The following is a 17,023-nucleotide window of genomic DNA, read 5'->3' as shown; positions in this document are numbered from 1 at the left end:
CGCTCAGCCAGTCGCTGTCGGAGGCAGCCGTGTCCGGGATGAAGCCGCCGCCCGCGAGGTGATGCAGGTCGCTCCAGTCGGCGTTGACCGAGAACCGCACCTCGGAGGACGAGCGGACCAGAGCGTCCAGGTAGTGCCCGCTGTCGCGCAACGCCTGCTCGGCGCGGACACGCTCTGTGATGTCGCGCGAGATACCGATCAGCTTGAGCGGTCCCGCCGCTACCGGTCGGAATGGCGCGAAGCTCGCTTCCCACCACCGTGGCTCGCCCTTGGCCGTGGGGCAGAACCCTTCCGCCCGCGCGATCTCGCCGTCGGCAGCCTTGCGGATGGCCGCTCGGATCTTATCGCGCTCCTGCTCCGGCCAAAGGTCCGCGAAGTTCAGCCCGATCACGTCGTCGGCCGTGTCGAGCTGGTTCAGCTCGACACCGCGGGCGTTCATGAATTCCAGGCGTCCTTCGGCCGACAAGACCTTCACGCAGTCCGGGCTGGCGGCGAGGATGCCCTTGAGTACGGCTTCGCTATAGGTCGCGTCCGCCCCCTCGGGCCCGCTGTGTCGAGCCGCCAGGACCGCGATCTCAGACATCGGTCGTGCTCGATCGAGGACCGCGTGCCTTGGGGTATGTCGTCGCCTCAAACCGTTCGAGGGCGCGCAGGCTCGCCCGGACGACCTCGCTGGCACTGCCGTAGCGCCCGGTAGCGAGGCGCTCCTTGATGAACGCCTTCAGCTCCGGGGTGATCGAGACGGTGATGGTTTCGCGCAGGGCCATATCGGACGGTACCACGCTCCCAAACTGTCTTACACTGACAAAGGCGACATCAGGTCGAGCTTCTCCGGGCGGGAGCGCCGTCGGGCTCGGACGTCCGGCGCAATCGGATGTGGCACGTCAGCTTCGGGACGAAACATCAAAGTCTGATTGCCACCCCGAGCCGAAGTTGCTGGAGGGCTGACGAACGACCGCTTTCGGGAAGCGCCAACGGCATCTTGGGCGGCTGGGTTGGGTCGTTAGGAGGCCGTCTGCTTTTCCGGCCAACCGTCTCCGAAGCGGCCGTTCCGCTTGCGGCCAGCTCCCGTCGCGTTGATGGGCGCCGCTGAGCGGCGGGGTTGGGTGGGTTTCAGGCAGCCCGCTTTCGGGCGATAATGCGAGAAGGCAGACATCGGATCTTGGGTTGACAAACATCACGATGCACGAGGCGTTGCGCTCGCTTCTCGATTTGCAGGACGAGATGGGACGCCCTCCCAAACCGGTGACCCCGAAGGATATCGAGGACTTCGAACTGTCCGAGAACGTGCACATGCCGGAAGACCTCAAGGCATTCTGGCTCACCTACGGGGCGCGTCAACTCAGCAGCAAATCGATCTTCTGCTTCAAAGCGAAAACCACCTTTCCGAACGGAAAGAAGAAGAGGATCGACGTCGGTGCGATCGGTGGTCCACATGCGCTCGCGGAAACACGGCAGCGGTATCTCGACCCGCTCTACGGCAACTCCGGACCACGTCTCCCCGAGGCACTTTACCCGCTGACGTTCGACGACGGCTATGGTCATTGCCTGATTGATCTCACGCCCGAACATCATGGGCGCATTCTTTATATCGTCATCAAGGGCAAGACTTTCGGAGCGCGGGGTTACGATTGGAATTCCATCGGCGTCGTGGAGAACAGCTTCGCCAATTTCCTGGCCAGCTTGACACCCGACTACCTTTGATCTCGACGCTCATGGCATTAAAGAGGTATCGTCCGCTTTCGGAAAGCTGACGCGCTGTTTGAGGCGTCCGATTTGGGTCGCTGTCGGAATGGCTGCTCGGGGTGGATTTTTGCCAGTCTGCTTCCAAGTGGCAAACCCGAAGAAGCGGGCGTTTGTGGAGTAGCAGTAATTATAAGCTTCACGCGCATTCTTGTCGTCTCGCAACGCGGGCTTGCTACATCATCAAGTGGTTATCAGGCGTTGGATAAGCGCTTCGGTCTGAGAGTACGCACCTTCACCAAAATGCGAATAGACAATTCTGCCCCGTTTATCGACGACATACTCGGCAGGCCAGTACCGATTGCCCCATGCGTTCCAAGTGGCCGAAGCATTGTCAATTGCGATGGGAAAGGTCAGGCCGAAGCGTTGCACCGCACTCTCTAAAGCCGGTCGCGACTTCTCAGCCGGCAATTCCGGAGTATGGACACCGACCACGGTAAATCCTCGTCCCCGATAACGCGAGTGCCATGCGCGAATATAAGGCATGGCCGCAATGCAGTTGGAACAAGCACGTGCAAAAAAATTTACTAGCACCACTTGTTCGCGCAAGCCCCGCATAGTCAGCGCGTTGCTGTTAAGCCATCCGTCAATTCCAACAAATTCTGGAGCGAGAGGCGCAGCTTGAGCCTTCGCTACAAGAACATTCGACACCAGAGCGGCGCTACCCGTGCTCAAAAGAATGCGCCGGCTTATCGCGGAATGAGGATCATTCATGTTGCCTCCCGACAATTGGCCAACGGGCGCAGCATCACTACCGCGAGTTGACGCACCGAGAGTGTTCGCTCCGCAAGCGCTGGCGGTTACTCGTGCCCAAGCGCGGGTTGCATAGGTGCGACCGATACTCTTGACGGGCGGCTTATTACCATCCGAGGCAACTGTCGCTGAGCATTGTGCGATCCGTAATCGCGAAAACGATGCAGAGCGCCGAGATGTAACCAGACCGCGTGCTGGCCGAAGTACAGCACGCTCGCTTCGAGCCGTTACACGCATAGGACGCAATACATGAGCCTCATCACTCGCGTCGCCTCCGCCCTCGTCGTGTCGTCAGCCATCGCTGCGACCCCCGCCCTTGCTGTCGACCCCATGGCGAAGGACAGCATGCACAAGGACAGCATGCACAAGGACAGCATGCACAAGGACAGCATGGCCAAGGACAGCTTGCACAAGGACAGCATGGCGAAGGACGGAGCAAAGAAGTAATCCTCGCTCCTAATCGAGAGGTCGTGCGTGGCCGCTCCCGCTCTCTCCACCCCTGGTCGAGGACCGGCCGCAGCGCCGGGAGCGGGAGCCATCCATCCCATCTGCTTTAGGGCGAAAGGCCAGGGTCCGCTTGCCACCCCCAAGCCGAAGTTGCCGGTCTACCAATGAATGACCGCTTCCGAGGAGCGCTGATGGCGGTCCAGGCGACCGAGTTGGGTCGGTAGCAGGCCGTCCGCTTTTCCCGCGGACTTTCTACGAAGCAGACCGGCAGCTTTCGGCCAGACCCCATCACACCGGATCGCTAACGCGCGCAGAACCGGACGTTCGGCTTGGTGCCCATCACAGCCATTCAGTTGGCCCAAGCGAGATCCAGTAAGCAGACGATGATCGCGTCGGGCGTACTGTCTGCATTCCGACAGCCCGAGCGATTCAACGCGATCCTGCTCGGTTTCCTGCGGCGCCATCCCGTCCCGGGATGACAAGCTGCATCATGGGGACGGGTTCGCGGTTTGGAGAGGCACCCACCGTGAACGACCTGCGCAACAGAGAAGCTGTTCCTGGCTAACTCCGTGAGTCTTCCGCGGAAGGCCATAGAGGCCGTGGGGGCGAGGCTGTTCTACCTCCCGCCCAACAGCCGGACTTCAATTCGATCGAGCAGATCTTCGCTAAGTTGAAGGTCCTGCTCCGAACTGCGGTGGCCCGGACTATCCCCGACCTGTGGCACACCATCCAGCAGGCCTTCACTCGGTTCACGGTCGACGAGTGCAGCAACTGCATCGCTGCCGCCGGGCACGATACCAACTTGGCGTCGCCATGTGAGCGGGCATGGCTCTAGCTGTGACCTTTGCCATAATGCTTAGCGAGAAAAACGGGACGCGGCGCTAAGCTCCTAAGCGTTGAACGCTTTCAGAGGTGTTGCCGCACAGCAACTCGACTTAACGTTCCGATACGTCTGTGAACGTGCGTTGCACGATTCGACCAGTAGCCGTCGCGTCAGATCTGGAATCATATGGCCTCTCAATCCCATTCTACGTATGAGCGCATGCTAGTCATTCACCGCTTCAGGCTGATCCCTGCCAAAAATCTCGCTTACGCAAGGCAAAATGGTCATGATGAAGATATTCCTCTGAGGCGGGCGGAAGGATTAATAGTTTGGGATAAAGCGGAATGGCTCGAATCTGGCGATCAATTAAACCTAACCGATTTCCTTTTCAGAATGGGGCGACTTACGACCCTAAAATTAAAATCCAAATTGAACCTGTTACATGCAACTTATCCGATGAACCGATCTGGAATTTCGCACCATTAACAAAGGATGCAAGAAAATTCATACCCTACAATGTCATCAAATCAGTCCATATGTTCAATTACAACGAAGATAATCCATTTGCGCTGCTGCTTACAGTCACGCCGCCGCGAGCTTGGGCCTTCGCAATCAGGTCAAGATTGGTATCTAGGCGCCCAGAGCATGTAATATTAGCGAACGATGATCGTTGTATCCTGCTCACAACTGAACGCATTTGGCTGCATCGAGCTAGTCAAATCCTCGGCGTAGCTGGCGACATCTTAGTGGGGACTATGACGCCTCCAAAATCCTCGCGCCGACCGATCGTTGGATGCAGGTCTGACATCGAAAAGCTTGGCGACTTGATGCGCTAACCTCAACCTCCTTGCTGTTGACCACACACGAAAACTAGTCCGCCAGCCCTCGCGACCACACCTCGTCTGAAGCTCTCACGGCTTTACCGAAACCGCGACTGCGGCCCGCCCTCCGAGAGGGAGGCGCATGTCAAGTACACGGTAATTACCGTCTGACCAGTAGCTCAGTCATAATTGATCGGGCCGCGGATAGGCCATCCGGATCTTGCCGGCCCTGGGACCGAATCGTGGCCGTCGATTCGCGCGCCGGGCGGGCTGGATCCGGGCTCGGCATGCCCCCGACATGGGCCTCCCCCTAGGGGAAGCGGCCTCGGTAGTTCTCCGTGTCGGTGCCCGTTTGGAGATTGCTGGGTCCGGGGCTAGCCTCATGGCTCGACGCGCGGAGTGGTGCCCGCGCCTAACCCACAGCGACGGAAGATGGCGCCCCGAACCCCTGTCTCCCCGAAAGCCATCCCCAACGTGGGTGCAGGCAGCCTGCAGGGCGAGGCCGTGGCTGTGCGGCGTCCCGTCGTCCCCGCGTTCCTGCTAGCCACGCGGGATGGTAGCAAGCCGCGCAACGCCAAGCACAGCCTTCTGCCGCGCGACGTGATGGAGATGCTTGAGCACATCCGGATCCTCCATCCCAACGGCTCGGACGGATACATCGTCCTATCCTCGAAGTGGCATGGCACCTACCGCCAATTCCCCCTGATCCACGCGCGCGGCGAGATCCCGTACGACATCCTGAGGGACGCGCAGTTCGTCAGCATGAATAGGTTCTCCTGGAGCCGGAAGGGGGATGCCCTGTGCTCAGTCGGGCACGCGTGGTTGGAGTTCGACCCCTACGCCGAGGACAAGAACTGCAATCCGCTTCCTTACCGCGACATGCCCTTGGAGGACCTGCAGGTCCTGCTCACAGCAGCGATCACCGCTGCCGGCGTCCCGGCTCCGAGTTACTGGACGCGGAGCGGCCGCGGGCTCCACGCGGCCTGGGTTTGCGAGGCCCTGCCGGGCGAGGCCGCCGGCAAGGTGCAGAAGGTAATGGACGCGCTCTACGGCCCGACCCTGACCGATGACGGCAGCGTCCCGGCGAGGCGGTACGACGACCCCGACCGCGACGCCCAGGAGAACCGGCTCGTCGGGATGTGGAGGGCCTTCCGCGACGCCGGCCTGGACCGCGGCACGCAGGATGCCAGCCGCGTGCTCCGGATCTGGGGCAGCTACAATCAGGCGTCCAACTCGTACTGCGAACGGCTCTGGCCGGACTGCATCGATGACATCAAGAGGTGCCGCTTCGACGACCTCGCCGACTCGGTGCTGCCGATCACGACCGTCGAGCTGCGCAGGCGCCTCGTCGAGAGGGCCCCGTGGAAGGCCCAGAACCCTCGGACCAGGCAGCAGCGGAACGCCGGCCGCGCCCGGCAGTACGCCGGTACCGCCGGGGTGCGGGATCGGATGCTCGCCGACCTGATGCGCCTCCACGAGCACCGCGGCGGCATCGCGAAGGGGCATCGCCATTGCTGGCTGTTCCTCGTCGCGAACTGCCACGCGCATGTCCATGGCGGCAACCCCGAGACCTGGGCGGCGCTGTACGCCCACATGGCCGGGCTGACGGTCCATGACGCCTTGGACTGCCTGCAGAGCCTCGGCCGGAGGATGCGGCGGCACGAGGCCGGCGAGACGTCCGAGTACAAGGACGAAGTCTGGAACGTGTTGTTCCACCACCGCGGGTCCAAGATGGCCGACTTGCTCGGCGTCACGGAGGAAGAGGCGGACGCCGCGGGCATCAACCTCGTCCGCCCCGGCCGCGCCAGGGCGATACCGCCGCGCGAGCGACAGGCGGCCAAGCGCGTCCGTGACGGCGCCATCACCCGCGCCGACCGGGCCGATGCCAAGCTCCAGGCGGGCCGGCAGGGTGTCGCCATCCGGTCCGAGGGCGGGACGGCGGACGCGGCGATCGACGCCATCCGGGCTGCAACGGGACGTGGCCGGACGTGGGCCATCGAGGCCATGAAGCTAGCGTCGGCTGCCCCGGCCGAGACCCTCGCCGAACCGGTCGCCATGGAGCCCGGCCCGGTCGAGCCGGTCGAGATCGTCATCGAGCCGTCCGATGTCCGCGAGTCCGAGTATCTGGGGGTTCGGTTTCCGTCACGCTTTATCGGGGGCTCCGCCCCGGCCCCTGCCCCCCCGGCTTCCCCCGCGGTCTCGCCGACACCCTATGCCGAGCCCCGGGTGAGGCGGATATCCGACATCTCGGTCATGATCGAGGTCGCCCCGGAGGTCGGCTACATCGTCATCGACGATCCCAAGGACCGATTCTACGGTCGAATCGTCTTCACCTTGACCCACGAGTGGACGAGCCTCCCGGAGCACCTGGAGCCGCTCGCCGTTCCTCCGCCCCGCCCCGTCCGGCAGCCCCGCCCCGTCCGGGCCTTCACCCGGCGCCGCGCAGCCGATGCGTCCCGCTCCTCGGCTGCGCGGCGCCCCATGACCCCGCAGGAAATCGCCGCCTCCGCCGAGGACTACCGCCGGGCGTCCGGTCGCTGAACGCCCTTGTGGCGGGCATGGCGGTCCGCTAGAATCCCTTCACCGGCCGTCGCTGGTTGGGACGTGCACCACACGTGTGAGGCCCCTGCGGACTACCGCGGGGGCCTTCGTGTTTCTGGGCCCCCGCCTCCCGTCCTTTGATCCTTGCATGACGGCATCCGATGCTGCGCGCGTTGCAACGCCGTCGGACCCCGCCATGGCCAAGACCCGGAAGAAGCTCCGCACCCCTATCGCACAGGCCATCTACGAGGCACGCCTGGAGCGCGGCCGCGAGCGCAACAGGCGGTGGCGTGAGGCCCGCGCATCCCGGCTCGCAACCTTGGAAGCCGAGGCCGACGTCGCCGCGGTGGACGCCGCCGTGGTCGCGACGCTCGTCCGGCTGCACATCGAGGCCCGCGAGGCCACCGGCCGCCGGGATCCCGCCCTGCCCCTCGTCGACGTCGTCCGTCGGGCCCGGGAGCGGCTGCAGGAGGCCGGCATGGATCCCGTCTCGGCCCGCGAGGCCGTCCGCGAGCGGCTGCGCCTCGGCGCCCCGCCGGATCCCGCCGCGTCCGTCGCCGAGGCCGCCTGAGCCATCCCGGCCTTGTTCCCTCCGGGGGGCGGCGTAGACTCACGCGGCGGCCGTCGAGGACCTCCTCCGGCCGCGCCCATCCCCGGAGCCGCCCCGTGTCCCTGTCCGTCCGGTTCGACGTCGCCAAGGCCGTCCGCGAGGCCCAGGAAGCGTTCGAAGCGTTCGGCGTCGACCGCTCCCCAGGGCGCTGCAGTTCGCCCTGACGGGCACGGTGATGGACGGCGTGAACCGGTGGCGCCGGGCCGTCGACACGACCTTCGACCACCCCAATAAGGCCACGAGGGACGCCTTCCGCTACACCGTGGACCGTGACCTGCTGAACAAGGTCACGACGGTGGGCGAGGCCTCGGCCGCGGTGTTCGTGCTGCCGCTGCAGTCCATCTGGATGAAGTACACCCTCGGCGACGGCGACTAGGTCCGGCTGCCCGGCGACGTCGGCGTGGAGGGCTACTTCGCGGACCAGACGACGCTGAAGATCGCGAACCCGCAGCAGATCTCCTACACCGGTCTCGGCCGCCCCGGACCCGGCCGCAAGCTCCCCTCCCAGGACGCCAAGAACATCGCCCGCATGGCCGCCCGGGGCTACCAGCGCAACACCGGCACGCCGGGCATCACGGCGGGCAGCGACCTTTAGGGGGTGTTCACGGTCAAGCCGGGGGACAAGGCTCTCAACGGCTGGACCGACCAGCCGGGCATCTGGGCGCGCCCGCCCCGCGTCGTGGCGAGCGTCGGCCGCAAGCGGATCTCCCGGGCCGTGAAAGCGGGCAGGATGGCCGCCCCGACGACGGAGTTCACCCGGCGCGACGGCACCGAGGTCACGGTCCCCAAGGTCGTGAACAACGACGTGCCCCGGCTTCTCTTCCTGTCGGCACCTCGCGCCAAGATGAAGCCGGTGGCCACGAAGTCGTGGCAGCGGGCGATGCAGGAGGCCGCCGAGACGATGCCGGACCGGCTCGCCAGGGAGCTCACGGATCGCCTGGAACACATGGCCCGCAAGGGACGGTAGGGGCCCCGATTGAGGCCCCTCGTCCAGGCATTCCACAGAAAACCTGGACGGTCTCGTAAGCATCTCGGATATGTACTATGTACATGCCGGGGCTTGCGCACATGCGCATGTGTTATTCCGGCAACGCGCCATGCTGTTCCGACACACATGTAGCCATCCGATACGCGGACTTCCTAGGAGCCGTCGTGTCAACTCTGGAATCGATGCATCCGATGCCGCTGTTCCAGGCGTGCGAGCCTGCTAGCTTCTTCGCACGCCGCGGACGACGAGGATTCGCGGCACCGAGGATCCCGGCCCAGCCATGGACCACACCGCCGTCATCGCCCGCCTGCTTAGCCACGTCGCGGCGGCCGGTGGCATCCGGGCTTTCGCGCGCAAGGCGGCCCTGAGCGAGGTCCACGTCCGGGACTGCATCACGGGGCGCAAGCGGCCGGGCCCGAGCGTGATGTCCGCGATCGGGGTCGAGCGACGCGTGACCTACGTCGTCGTGGGCGTCGATGCGTAGCTCGCTTCCCCCGCACCCGTGGTTCGACGGCCGGACCCTGCCCCAGCTGCAGGCCGAGCTCGCGGTCTGGGAGGGCGACCGCGATCCCTACTGAGAGGACCCGGTGTGGGCCCGGGCGGTCGAGGACCGCATCGTGGAGATCGAGGACCGCATCGCGGCCCGGCTTGAGGCCCTCGGCAACGTCGCCGAGCCCGAGCCGGCGTGGAGCCTCTCGTGGTGATCCCGGCCGGCCTCGCTCTGCTCCTCATCGTCACCGTGCCGTGGGGCACGCTGCTCGTCGGCGCCGTCTCGCTGGCCCTGATGCTGACGCACCGCCCTCAGGATGGCCGTCCGTGACCGATCTTGGCTTCTACCTCTCCGTCTGGACCGTCGCCTCGATCCCGGCCGGCATCGCCATCGGCAAGGGCATCGCCTGGAGCAAGCGCCGGCATGGCTGACGCCGCTCTCTCGCTCATCCTGTGGGGATCCGGCGTGATCCTCGTCCTCGCCGTCGCCGCGGTCGGCGCGCTGGCCGAGGCCGAGCGTCCCCGGCGCAGCAGCCGCATCGCCGACATCCTCCGCAAGCCCGAGACCACTAGGAAGGACCTGCCGTGACCACCAAGACCGCCCACGAGATCTTCGTAGAATCCGGACTGCGCGCCGACCTGCGCTTCTGGGAGGAGACCATCCGTAACATCCGCTCCAAGCCGCCGGAGGGCGTCCCGGCCAAGTTCGTCGCCCTCGACCTCGCAGGCTTCGTCAAGCGCCGGGACGAGCTGCGCGACCAGCTCGGCATCCCGGCCTCCGAGCGGACCGACTAGGGGCCTCAATCGGGGCCCCTCAACCAGGAGCGATCCATGACACGGGCACAGGAACGCCTCGCCACCAGGCAGGCAGCCACGGCGAGGCAGGAGCTCGACGGCTACGAGCGGGACCTCGCCGCGTGGCAGCCGACCCCGCCCGAGGGGATCTTGCCGTGGGCGCACCTCGCCTACCGGCATGGCCTGCTCGCCGCGCGGGACGACCTGCGCGCCGAGCTCGGGATGGCACCGGCTGTCACCGCAAACACCACCGTCATCCCTGAAGCACGAGGTTGAGATGCACCCCGCTCGCACGATCCCGTACGCCGACCTCGTCGCTGGCCTGGAGGCTGCGCGCGGACGCGGCCTCGTCAGCCGCAAGACGTGCCCCGACACCGGGTTGCACATCTACTGCTACACCCAGCGCTGCGTCTACGACGACGCCTGGGACGCGTTCTCGCTGGTGGCGCGAGGCCTCGTCCTCGACCCGGTGGCGCAGGCCGTCGTGGCCACGCCATTCCCGAAGTTCTTCAACCTCGGCGAGCGCCGTGGCGTGGCGCCGGACCTGCCCTTCGAGGCCTTCGACAAGCTCGACGGCAGCCTGATCATCGTCTTCCACCATGCCGGCCGCTGGCGCACGGCGACCAAGGGCGCCTTCGTTTCGACGCAGGCGGCATGGGCGCGCAGGCCCGGCTCGATGCGCGCGACACCTCGGCCCTGATGCCCGGCACGACATACCTGTTCGAGGCGATCTACCCAGAGAACGTCATCGTCATCCGCTACACCACGACCGGGCTGGTCTTGCTGGGCGCCTACGACGACACCGGCCGGGAGATCGACTGGTCCGAGCTGCTGAAGGTCGGCGAGGCCACGGGATTCACCGTCTCGTGGAGGCACCCGTTCCAGTCGATCTCGGAGCTCGTCCGCATCGCCGGCGACATGCCCAGCACCCTGGAGGGCTTCGTCGTCCGGTTCAGCGACGGCACCCGGCTGAAGATCAAGGGGGCCGAGTACAAGCGCATCCACGCGTTGATCTCGCGCTGCACCCCGCTCGCCGTGTGGGACGTGATGAACGCCGGGCTGCCGCTCGACGACATGCGCCGCGACCTGCCCGAGGAGTTCTGGGAGGACTTCGACGCGATCGTCGCGATACTCAAGGCCCGTGCCTTGGCGCTGGCCTCCCGGATCCAGGCAGCGGCCAAGGCCGTCCAGCACCTCTCCGACCGTGACCTCGGCCGATCTCTCGGGTTCCAGCCCGACGACGTGCGGCCGTTCCTGTTCGCCTACCGCAAGGCCGGAGGGAGGCTGGAAGGCAAGGTCTACACGTCCCTGATGCGGGCCATCAGGCCGAACGGGAACGTCCTCGACGGCTACGTGCCGTCCTACGCCATGGGCCGCCTGATGGATGAGGCTGCCTGACACCCTATCCAACGCCGCAATCCAAGGGGCAGACCATGCCGAGATTCCCCGTGACGCAGGTCCGCAACGGCGTCCCCACGACAACATTCACGACGCCCTATTGGCGCAGCCTCGGCGCGTCGACGCCGATGGGCGACCCGACAAGCCCGACGTATTTCGAGGGCAACCGCGGCCGGGGATCGGTCGCGGCCGGCTTCTGCAGGATGCGCACCGCCGCCCTCAAGCGGATGCAGGCGATGCGGTACACGAAGACCTTCGACTGGCTGGATGCGCGGGATGTGTCGCTGGCGGACGAGGTCAGGTTCCTCGTGCGCAACGGCGACGCCACTCTCGCCGTGCAGGCCCACGTGACCGAACTCGTCCGGCGCGTCGAGGGCGGGGGCGTCGCGAGCGTCGACGTGACGATCGGCGTCTGCGTCGGCACCGGGACTTCTGCCAAGACGCCCGTCGTCGACGGGGCCTACGCCCAGTCCGGCTACGTCTCGCCCGCCTACACGGCCGCGAACCGGGGCGAGTACATCTCCGCGGACGGGACCGGCCCGGCCACGTTCGGCGGCGCGGGGGAGCGGGAAATCGAATATGCGCTGACCGCGACGCCGCTCCTGGAGCCTGTCCAGGCGCGCCAGCTCAACAACCCCAACTACGCGGTCCTGTCCGTGCAGCTGACCAACCAGGCCGACGACCAGATAGCCCTCGCCGATTCCATGATCGGCCGCGGCCAGTCCTCGGACACCGTCGCGCAGGACTACCGTACACGCTCCCGGCGAACCTCTCGGGATCGGTCATCTCGCTCCTGCAGGGGCCCGCCAACGCGCTGTCGCTCCCCATCCAGCAGCTCCGGCCGAATCCGCCGCAATCGGGGCAGCCCCCGTCCTACCTCGTCGTCGGGCAGGGCACGCTCAACTGGGCCGCCAACGCGACGATGGGCACGGCGACGACGCCGGCGTTCGCCATGCAGGCCGATGACGCCCTCGTCGTGAAGGGACCCTCGCAGTTCGACGCCCAGGCGTCCGACCTCCGCTCGGCCATCCTGGGGAACCTATGACATGACCGAGCCCGTCCTCTGGGCCGACCTCCAGGTCCCCGGCCAGCCGCCCGTCCCGCTCACGACAGACCAGTGGGACGACAACATCGCCGGGCTTGCCGCCCGTGTGGCCGCCCTGGAGGCGCTGCGCGACACGGTCCCGAACCTCGGCGACATCGCCGTCGCGTCGGGCGGGCAGGCCGTCTCCGTTCCGCTCACGGACGGCACCGGCGCCGGCCCCCACAACCTCCCGCTCAACGAGTTCAACCCGGCAGGCGCCTGGGCGGCCGGGGCGACCTACGCCCGGGGCGACCTCGTCACGGTCGGGGAGATCTCGGCCGTGGCGACCGCTCCGCACGTCGCCTCGACTTACGCGGCGGACCTGAAGGCGGGCCTGTGGGTGCAGGACACCGCGGCCGCGGACTGGATGACCGAGCGGGGCGTGTACGACCCGACCGTCCCGTACTCAGTCGGGGGACGCCGTGCTCTACTCGCCCGACTCGGGCATGCGCTGGCAGCTGTGGCGGGCGTCGGCGAGCGACGACCCGGCCAGGGTGATCCCGGTCGGCTCCGCCCCTGGGACGGACGACGCGACGGGCGCCCCGTACTGGAGCGAGGAGACCGTCGCCCTGCGCTCGCGTCAACTCTCGATGCGGACGGCGCCGGGCGGCTTCGCGCCGCCTGACACGGCAGCCGGAGGGCGGGTCGCGTCCAGGCGCCTCGGCGCGCCCATGTCGATCCCACCTGCATGGGCCGGTTCCGGGGGCACCATCCAACCGCGGAACACCTCCTCGGCCGCCGTCGTCCTCGCCCTGCGCGTCAATGGGACGACGGTCGCCACGCTGACGATCCCGCCCGGGCAGGACCACGCCGTCCTCATCGGGGCGGGGGCTGTCGTGCTCAGGCCTGGGGACCTGCTCGACCTCGTCAACGCGGGCCCGGCGATCAAGGCGACGGCGATCTCGCTCGGGATCGCCGGCATACACGTCTAGGCCCTCTTTTCGGAGGCGAGTGAAATTTGCCCCGACGAGTTGTCCTACCGTTACTGGTTCACTCTGCAACGAGGAAGTAGAACACCGAGAACCCTCATTGCAACACACGTCTTCCCCCCCGTTGCAACACACGTCTTTTCCACAGACGAGTAACGGCATCTTGCGGATCATCGACCAAGCTTTTCTGATTCAATACGGAACACCCCTGGGCTGCGCCCCGCGGAACGCACTGGGTCCCTGGTAACGAGGAACTCGTACCGGGGCTCTTCGAGAAAACCCGGATTTCCCAAGTCGTGAGAGTCGCTTGCAAGATTGAATACAAAATTACAGATGGGCCGACGTCGGGCGCACGTCGGCCCGCGGCCCGGCCAAAGATCCCTTAACCGTCGCCGTGGGAACCCCATTGACCGGGCAGACCGCCTCGATTCTCCTGGGCTCAGGTTCGAGGGGAGACGGCCATGAGCATGGGGACGGCGGCGGCGATCGAGGTCACCGGTACGATGGCCCGGGTCGGCAGCTCCATCGGCCTGGGCATCGCTATCGCGAAGGCCAATCACCGCATCCGCCGCGAGCAGGCCGTCGATTCGGTCTCGGAGCTGGCGATCCGCCTGCAGGAGGCCCGGCAGGCGCAGCGCGGCGCGCTCCGGAGGGCGGCCCAGGCCGAGGCGCGCTTCGGTGCCGCCCAGGTCGAGATCGCGGCCCTGCGGCAGGCCCTGGTGCAGGAGCGCCACATGACGACCGCCCTCCGGGAGGCCCTGGGCATCTAAGGCGCCGGGGACCGCCCAAAGAGAAGGGCCCGCCGGGATGACCGGCGGGCCCTTCTGCGTTCCTGGGCGATGGCTCAGCGGAATGCGGGGCGCGGCCCGCCGAGGTCGTGGCGCTCGTCCCATGACGGCTCCGCGATCGGGCGCGGCCCACGGGTCGCCATCGCCGCCACCTCGGCCTGCATCGCCTTGAAAGAGGTCCGCGCCTTCGAGGCCATCAGGGCGATCTCGACCGTGCGACGGGCATCCTCCGCCGACTTCTGCTGCACGAATCCGACGTAGGACGGCAGGAGGGGCGAGCCCTCGGCGGCCGTGGTGGCGGCGACGTGGCGCGTCAGCTCAGGCACCGGGATCTTGCAAGCGACGGCGAGCTCGCCCTTGGAGAGGCTGCGCAGCCAGTCCGCGACCGGCTCGGAGATGTGGCCGACGTGCTTGGCGAAGGTCTGCTCCCCGCCGTCGCGCAGCGCGACGGCGGCGTGCTGGATGAAGAGCCCGAAGGTCGGCGGCTTGAAGTTGAAGTCAGGGTCCGAGGCGTCGTCCTGCGCAACGGCGTCGTCGGCCACGCGGCGGGGGGTGAGCGCCGGCATCGGCAGGACGCTCCGGAGCAGCGCGCCCGGGACCTGGAGGCCGTAGCCGACGGCGGTGCCCAGGCCGCCCATGATGCGAGCGAGGATGGAGGCGAGGCGGGCGAAGAAGGACATGCGTGAACCCCTGTGCGATGGGGGTCCGATCCGTGTCGCCGGCCCCTCATCGGGATTCGAGCACTCGGCCCTGCAAGCCACAAAGCGCGCAGGCGCGCAGCTCAGGCCAAAGCCGCCACCTCGGCCCTGGTCGCCCTCCGCCAGTAGGCCTGCCTCGCGGTGCATCGCTCTGCAAAATATGCGGAATTCCCGACGCGGTGGACCCCGTTCTGGAGGTCGTGGCGGCCGACGAATCGGGTGAGCTGCATCGGCAGGCCGGCCGCGTCGGCGAGGCGGTCGTGCTCGCGCTGGGCGTCCCGATTGGCGATGCGGAGCGGGTCCGGGTCGAGGGCGTCCATGGCGTCGGCGTAGCTCAGAGGGGATAGGCCGTCCGGCGTGGCGAGGTAGATCTCGCCGTCGATCGGGAAGCGCGCCTTCGTCGTCGTGACCACGCTGCCGATCGGCACGTGCACCGCGATCTTCCAGCGCGTGCGGGCCTCGTCGATCCAGTGCTGCTCGCGGGCGTAGCGCTCGAATCCGCCGACGAGGCGGTCCTCCAGGTGCGTCCGGGTCCCCGCCCAGACGATGGCCGGCCTGATGTCGTCGCCGACCCGCACGATCACGCGCAGCGTTCCTACCATGCCCAAGCCTCCGCATGGAGTCCTGTTTCGGACTGCCTACGATTCAGCATTAACAGCGATACAGAAGGGCGTCTAATGAAAAATTTGACCCGTTTTGTGTAGCCAGGATTGATCCGAAAGTCCTTTTAGGGACTCCATATGCGACCGACCTCCGCCGGATTTCCCGACGAGGCGGAGGTGTGGAGGGTCAAGTGGCGTACATGATCGACGGGGAGTACAGGCCGCCGCGGGCGGTCCTGCGGAGGCTCCTGGAGGCCGGGGAGACGCATGCGTCGATTGCCCGGCTGCACGAGGTTCCGGAGCACTGCGTCCGGTACCGGTGCCGCAGGTTCGGGCTCGGCAAGCCCAGGGGGATGGCTCCCGGCCGGGACGCGCTCGCCATGGCCCTGGCGCACGCCGACATTCCGGTCCGCGAGATCGCCCGGGCGTTCGGCGTCAAGGCGAGCACCATCCACAGCGCGGCCCGCCGCATGGGCCTGCCGACCGACGAGCGGGGCCGCGAGGCCCTGCGGGAGTCCCGGCCGTGAGCCGCCCCCTGTCGGACGGCGACGTCCTCGCCTGCCTGTCGGCCGCGGTGCGGCTCGCCGCGGGGCAGCGTGCCTGGGCGGACCTGCACGGGCTCACGCAGAGCTACGTCAGCAAAGTCCTGCGCGGAGACCAAGCGCCGAGCCCGCGCGTGCTGGCCGCGCTCGGGCTGCAGGAGATGCCGCGGCGGTACGTCCCCATCGAGCGGGGGGCGGTCCGATGATGGCCGATCTCCGCGCCGCCCTGAAGGAGGGCATCTCCGCCGCGGCCGGCGAGCCGATCGACAGGCTGCTGTCGGCCGGCACGCTTACGCCCGCCGGGGTCGCCCTGCTCGACCCCGACAACCCGCAGCTGATCGCGGTCGTTTGGGTCGGGACGTGGGGCTGGGCGTACTTCGCGCTCGGCGTCCTCGCCTGGCTCGCCGGCGTCCGCACCGGCATCCGCTGGGGGGAGTAGCCATGCCGCAGGAATCCCTCATCCCCGAGCTCGACGAGCTCATCATCGTCGAACGCGTCGCCCCCGGCGAGGAGGCCATCGTCAGGGGCCTGCTCCGCCTGGCGGTGCCATGGGCGCCGGAGGGCGCGCACCTCCCCATCGTCGTCGTGACGGCCACCGAGCACGATGCTCTCGGCGACATCCGTGCCGAGGTCGTGCTGTTCGACGGCGGCCGCGCCACCCTTCAGATCTCGCTGCCGCTCGTGCTTGGGGGCCGCCCGCTCGTCCGGTGGCTCGACAGGGGGCGCCAGGCCCCGATCGGATTCGATCGCGCTCAAGGAGTCTGGCGGCGCTACCCGGAGCTCGCCCTCGCGACCGGCGACGCCCGCCGTGCCCTCGATCGGCTCGACGTCGTTGAGGCTGAGTATCTGCTTAGGGCCGAGAGACGGCGCGAGGCCGCCCTGCGCGGCGCCGAGACCCGGCGTCTCAACCGCCTGGCCAGGGAGGAGGCGGAGCGCCGGGGCGGACCCTGAGCGCATGGTGGACAAAAATGT

Annotated in this window: 27 protein-coding genes and 1 pseudogene; 23 read left to right on the top strand and 5 right to left on the bottom strand. The window is 67.1% G+C overall.

What is annotated here, in order from left to right:
- Together AAHG09_RS17555 and AAHG09_RS17550 are read right to left on the bottom strand one after the other, a co-directional pair.
- On the bottom strand, nt 1-583 hold a 583-nt coding region (locus tag AAHG09_RS17555; protein ID WP_342108736.1), incomplete at its 3' end, for a PAS domain-containing protein.
- Nucleotides 576-782 (bottom strand): type II toxin-antitoxin system ParD family antitoxin, encoded by a 207-nt coding sequence (locus AAHG09_RS17550; protein ID WP_342108735.1) that lies wholly within the window; start codon nt 780-782, stop codon nt 576-578. The genes AAHG09_RS17550 and AAHG09_RS17555, both read right to left, overlap by 8 nt.
- Before the next feature lie 385 nt (nt 783-1,167).
- On the opposite strand from AAHG09_RS17550, the gene AAHG09_RS17545 reads away from it, so the two are divergent.
- Nucleotides 1,168-1,704, top strand: a complete 537-nt coding sequence (locus tag AAHG09_RS17545) for an SMI1/KNR4 family protein (protein WP_342108734.1) — start codon at nt 1,168-1,170, stop codon at nt 1,702-1,704.
- Between the two features lie 222 nt (nt 1,705-1,926).
- On the opposite strand, the gene AAHG09_RS17540 is transcribed toward AAHG09_RS17545, so the two are convergent.
- Entirely contained in the window at nt 1,927-2,457 is a 531-nt protein-coding gene (locus AAHG09_RS17540; RefSeq protein ID WP_342108733.1) for a redoxin family protein, read from the bottom strand.
- A gap of 288 nt (nt 2,458-2,745) precedes the next feature.
- Between AAHG09_RS17540 and AAHG09_RS17535 the strand changes: the two genes are divergently transcribed.
- The 18 genes and pseudogenes from AAHG09_RS17535 to AAHG09_RS17450 all read left to right on the top strand — a co-directional run bounded on the left by AAHG09_RS17535 (nt 2,746) and on the right by AAHG09_RS17450 (nt 14,191).
- Nucleotides 2,746-2,943, top strand: coding sequence for a pentapeptide MXKDX repeat protein (locus AAHG09_RS17535; protein WP_342108732.1), 198 nt, complete (start codon nt 2,746-2,748; stop codon nt 2,941-2,943).
- A gap of 584 nt (nt 2,944-3,527) precedes the next feature.
- Nucleotides 3,528-3,778, top strand: a pseudogene (locus AAHG09_RS17530) (hypothetical protein); the annotation flags it as partial.
- Nucleotides 3,779-5,061: 1,283 nt separating this feature from the next.
- The gene (locus AAHG09_RS17525) at nt 5,062-7,128 is read left to right on the top strand and encodes a hypothetical protein (protein WP_342108731.1); all 2,067 of its coding nucleotides are present in this window, start codon (nt 5,062-5,064) and stop codon (nt 7,126-7,128) included.
- Nucleotides 7,129-7,324: 196 nt separating this feature from the next.
- Nucleotides 7,325-7,699 (top strand): hypothetical protein, encoded by a 375-nt coding sequence (locus AAHG09_RS17520; RefSeq protein WP_342108730.1) that lies wholly within the window; start codon nt 7,325-7,327, stop codon nt 7,697-7,699.
- A gap of 223 nt (nt 7,700-7,922) precedes the next feature.
- Nucleotides 7,923-8,114: a hypothetical protein gene (locus AAHG09_RS17515; RefSeq protein WP_342108729.1), complete on the top strand. Its 192-nt coding sequence runs from the start codon at nt 7,923-7,925 to the stop codon at nt 8,112-8,114.
- Between the two features lie 24 nt (nt 8,115-8,138).
- Nucleotides 8,139-8,333, top strand: a complete 195-nt coding sequence (locus AAHG09_RS17510; RefSeq protein ID WP_342108728.1) for a hypothetical protein — start codon at nt 8,139-8,141, stop codon at nt 8,331-8,333.
- A gap of 3 nt (nt 8,334-8,336) precedes the next feature.
- Nucleotides 8,337-8,705, top strand: a complete 369-nt coding sequence (locus AAHG09_RS17505) for a hypothetical protein (RefSeq protein WP_342108727.1) — start codon at nt 8,337-8,339, stop codon at nt 8,703-8,705.
- Between the two features lie 301 nt (nt 8,706-9,006).
- Nucleotides 9,007-9,210 carry a hypothetical protein gene (locus AAHG09_RS17500; protein ID WP_342108726.1) on the top strand — a complete coding sequence of 68 codons (204 nt, stop codon included), beginning with the start codon at nt 9,007-9,009 and terminating at the stop codon, nt 9,208-9,210.
- A gap of 201 nt (nt 9,211-9,411) precedes the next feature.
- Nucleotides 9,412-9,546 carry a hypothetical protein gene (locus AAHG09_RS17495; RefSeq protein ID WP_342108725.1) on the top strand — a complete coding sequence of 45 codons (135 nt, stop codon included), beginning with the start codon at nt 9,412-9,414 and terminating at the stop codon, nt 9,544-9,546.
- 93 nt (nt 9,547-9,639) lie between these two features.
- The gene (locus AAHG09_RS17490; protein ID WP_342108724.1) at nt 9,640-9,804 is read left to right on the top strand and encodes a hypothetical protein; all 165 of its coding nucleotides are present in this window, start codon (nt 9,640-9,642) and stop codon (nt 9,802-9,804) included.
- Entirely contained in the window at nt 9,801-10,010 is a 210-nt protein-coding gene (locus AAHG09_RS17485; protein ID WP_342108723.1) for a hypothetical protein, read from the top strand. Before AAHG09_RS17490 ends, AAHG09_RS17485 begins: the two co-directional genes overlap by 4 nt.
- A gap of 36 nt (nt 10,011-10,046) precedes the next feature.
- Nucleotides 10,047-10,286: a hypothetical protein gene (locus AAHG09_RS17480; protein ID WP_342108722.1), complete on the top strand. Its 240-nt coding sequence runs from the start codon at nt 10,047-10,049 to the stop codon at nt 10,284-10,286.
- Between the two features lies 1 nt (nt 10,287).
- Nucleotides 10,288-10,710, top strand: a complete 423-nt coding sequence (locus AAHG09_RS17475) for an RNA ligase (RefSeq protein WP_342108721.1) — start codon at nt 10,288-10,290, stop codon at nt 10,708-10,710.
- Nucleotides 10,665-11,408, top strand: a complete 744-nt coding sequence (locus tag AAHG09_RS17470) for a hypothetical protein (RefSeq protein WP_342108720.1) — start codon at nt 10,665-10,667, stop codon at nt 11,406-11,408. The genes AAHG09_RS17475 and AAHG09_RS17470 overlap by 46 nt, the downstream gene beginning before the upstream one ends.
- Before the next feature lie 50 nt (nt 11,409-11,458).
- Nucleotides 11,459-12,388, top strand: coding sequence for a hypothetical protein (locus AAHG09_RS17465; RefSeq protein WP_342108719.1), 930 nt, complete (start codon nt 11,459-11,461; stop codon nt 12,386-12,388).
- 66 nt (nt 12,389-12,454) lie between these two features.
- Nucleotides 12,455-13,117, top strand: coding sequence for a hypothetical protein (locus AAHG09_RS17460; protein WP_342108718.1), 663 nt, complete (start codon nt 12,455-12,457; stop codon nt 13,115-13,117).
- 46 nt (nt 13,118-13,163) lie between these two features.
- Entirely contained in the window at nt 13,164-13,424 is a 261-nt protein-coding gene (locus tag AAHG09_RS17455) for a hypothetical protein (RefSeq protein WP_342108717.1), read from the top strand.
- 458 nt (nt 13,425-13,882) lie between these two features.
- Complete coding sequence (locus AAHG09_RS17450; RefSeq protein WP_342108716.1) at nt 13,883-14,191, top strand: hypothetical protein; 309 nt, start codon at nt 13,883-13,885, stop codon at nt 14,189-14,191.
- Between the two features lie 74 nt (nt 14,192-14,265).
- Here AAHG09_RS17450 and AAHG09_RS17445 read toward each other — a convergent pair whose 3' ends face one another.
- Nucleotides 14,266-14,889: a hypothetical protein gene (locus AAHG09_RS17445; RefSeq protein ID WP_342108715.1), complete on the bottom strand. Its 624-nt coding sequence runs from the start codon at nt 14,887-14,889 to the stop codon at nt 14,266-14,268.
- A gap of 101 nt (nt 14,890-14,990) precedes the next feature.
- Nucleotides 14,991-15,509 (bottom strand): hypothetical protein, encoded by a 519-nt coding sequence (locus tag AAHG09_RS17440; RefSeq protein ID WP_342108714.1) that lies wholly within the window; start codon nt 15,507-15,509, stop codon nt 14,991-14,993.
- 200 nt (nt 15,510-15,709) lie between these two features.
- Between AAHG09_RS17440 and AAHG09_RS17435 the strand changes: the two genes are divergently transcribed.
- Genes AAHG09_RS17435 through AAHG09_RS17420 form a run of 4 tightly spaced genes read left to right on the top strand, consistent with a single transcriptional unit; the run spans nt 15,710 to nt 17,002 of the window.
- Nucleotides 15,710-16,036, top strand: coding sequence for a hypothetical protein (locus AAHG09_RS17435; protein WP_342108746.1), 327 nt, complete (start codon nt 15,710-15,712; stop codon nt 16,034-16,036).
- Nucleotides 16,033-16,257: a helix-turn-helix domain-containing protein gene (locus AAHG09_RS17430; RefSeq protein ID WP_342108713.1), complete on the top strand. Its 225-nt coding sequence runs from the start codon at nt 16,033-16,035 to the stop codon at nt 16,255-16,257. The genes AAHG09_RS17435 and AAHG09_RS17430 overlap by 4 nt, the downstream gene beginning before the upstream one ends.
- Entirely contained in the window at nt 16,254-16,490 is a 237-nt protein-coding gene (locus AAHG09_RS17425) for a hypothetical protein (RefSeq protein WP_342108712.1), read from the top strand. The genes AAHG09_RS17430 and AAHG09_RS17425 overlap by 4 nt, the downstream gene beginning before the upstream one ends.
- Before the next feature lie 2 nt (nt 16,491-16,492).
- Nucleotides 16,493-17,002, top strand: coding sequence for a hypothetical protein (locus AAHG09_RS17420; RefSeq protein ID WP_342108711.1), 510 nt, complete (start codon nt 16,493-16,495; stop codon nt 17,000-17,002).
- Nucleotides 17,003-17,023: the final 21 nt, after the last annotated feature.

This window comes from Methylobacterium guangdongense, assembly GCF_038442355.1.
GTDB lineage: Bacteria > Pseudomonadota > Alphaproteobacteria > Rhizobiales > Beijerinckiaceae > Methylobacterium > Methylobacterium guangdongense.
This window is presented reverse-complemented; position numbering and strand designations above follow the sequence as displayed.